The 1,874-nt window shown below is 49.6% G+C and carries 1 rRNA gene; it reads left to right on the plus strand.

The window, feature by feature from the left end:
* Nucleotides 1-207: 207 nt before the first annotated feature.
* A 23S ribosomal RNA gene (locus AACX33_RS05805) occupies nucleotides 208-1,874 on the plus strand; the annotation flags it as partial.

A 1,874-nucleotide genomic window follows, 5' to 3' on the forward strand; every position in this document is an offset into this window, starting at 1 on the left:
AAATTCAGCAATTGATTGAGAGAACAATCGAACTGCTGGATGATAAACCAGCCAGAACCTTGAAAACTGCATAGTAACGCGAAAAAAAAGCAGGCAGACGAATCGGAGTGCTGAATACGTAAGTTTTGAAAGCTGAGTCAAATCAGGGGACAGAATCAAGTAAACAGAGCGAAGAAAAGTTTGCAGAAACACCAATTGTATTGTTGTGGTCAAGCTAATAAGGGCTTACGGTGGATACCTAGGCACACAGAGGCGAAGAAGGACGTGGTTACCGACGATATACTCCGGGGAGTTGGAAGCAAACTATGAGCCGGAGGTTTCCGAATGGGGCAACCCTAAATACTACCTGCTGAATATATAGGCAGGAAAGAGCCAACCCAGCGAACTGAAACATCTTAGTAGCTGGAGGAAGAGAAATCAAATAGAGATTCCCTGAGTAGTGGTGAGCGAAAGGGGAAGAGCCTAAACCAAGAGATTTATCTTTTGGGGTAGTGGGACAGCGATATCGAATCTGGCGGTTAGACGAAGCAGCTAAATACTGCACCAAAGAGGGTGAAAGTCCTGTAGTCGAAAACTCAAGGATAGTAGCTGAATCCCGAGTAGCATGGGGCACGAGGAATCCCATGTGAATCAGCGAGGACCACCTCGTAAGGCTAAATACTACTGTGTGACCGATAGTGAACCAGTACCGCGAGGGAAAGGTGAAAAGAACCCCGGAAGGGGAGTGAAATAGAACATGAAACCGTAAGCTTACAAGCAGTGGGAGTCCGATTTAACGGATGACCGCGTGCCTGTTGAAGAATGAGCCGGCGACTTATAGGCACTGGTAGGTTAAGGCGAGAATGCCGGAGCCAAAGGGAAACCGAGTCTGAAGAGGGCGATAATCAGTGTTTATAGACCCGAACCCTGGTGATCTAACCATGGCCAGGATGAAGCTTGGGTAACACCAAGTGGAGGTCCGAACCGACTGATGTTGAAAAATCAGCGGATGAGCTGTGGTTAGGGGTGAAATGCCAATCGAACCAGGAGCTAGCTGGTTCTCCCCGAAATGTGTTTAGGCGCAGCGGTAATGATTATATCTGGGGGGTAAAGCACTGTTTCGGTGCGGGCTGGGAGACCGGTACCAAATCGAGACAAACTCAGAATACCCAGAGCACACATTGCCAGTGAGACAGTGGGGGATAAGCTTCATTGTCAAGAGGGAAACAGCCCAGACCACCAGCTAAGGTCCCCAAATCATTGCTAAGTGATAAAGGAGGTGGGAGTGCATAGACAACTAGGAGGTTTGCCTAGAAGCAGCCAACCTTAAAAGAGTGCGTAATAGCTCACTAGTCAAGCGCTCCTGCGCCGAAAATGAACGGGGCTAAGCAATGTACCGAAGCTGTGGGATTGATTTAAGTATCAATCGGTAGGGGAGCGTTCCGTGTTAGGTAGAAGCAGTAGCGGCGAGCAGCTGTGGACGAAACGGAAGTGAGAATGTCGGCTTGAGTAGCGCAAACATTGGTGAGAATCCAATGCCCCGAAACCCTAAGGGTTCCTCCGCCAGGTTCGTCCACGGAGGGTTAGTCGGGTCCTAAGGCGAGGTCGAAGGGCGTAGTCGATGGACACAGGGTGAATAATCCCTGACTATGATGTGGGAGCATTGCGAGGGACGCATGAAAGATAGCCATACCCTGATTGGTTTGGGAGGAGTTTACGAACTCCGTTTGGTGAAGGATAGTGTCAAGAAAAGCTCGTAGTGTGATGAAAGCATCATACCCGTACCCGAAACCGACACAGGTAGGGAGGTTGAGAATACCAAGGGGCGCGAGATAACTCTCTCTAAGGAACTCGGCAAAATGGCCCCGTAACTTCGGGAGAAGGGGTGCCCACCT

The organism is Nodularia sp. LEGE 04288 (assembly GCF_963896525.1).
In the GTDB taxonomy this organism is placed as follows: domain Bacteria; phylum Cyanobacteriota; class Cyanobacteriia; order Cyanobacteriales; family Nostocaceae; genus Nodularia.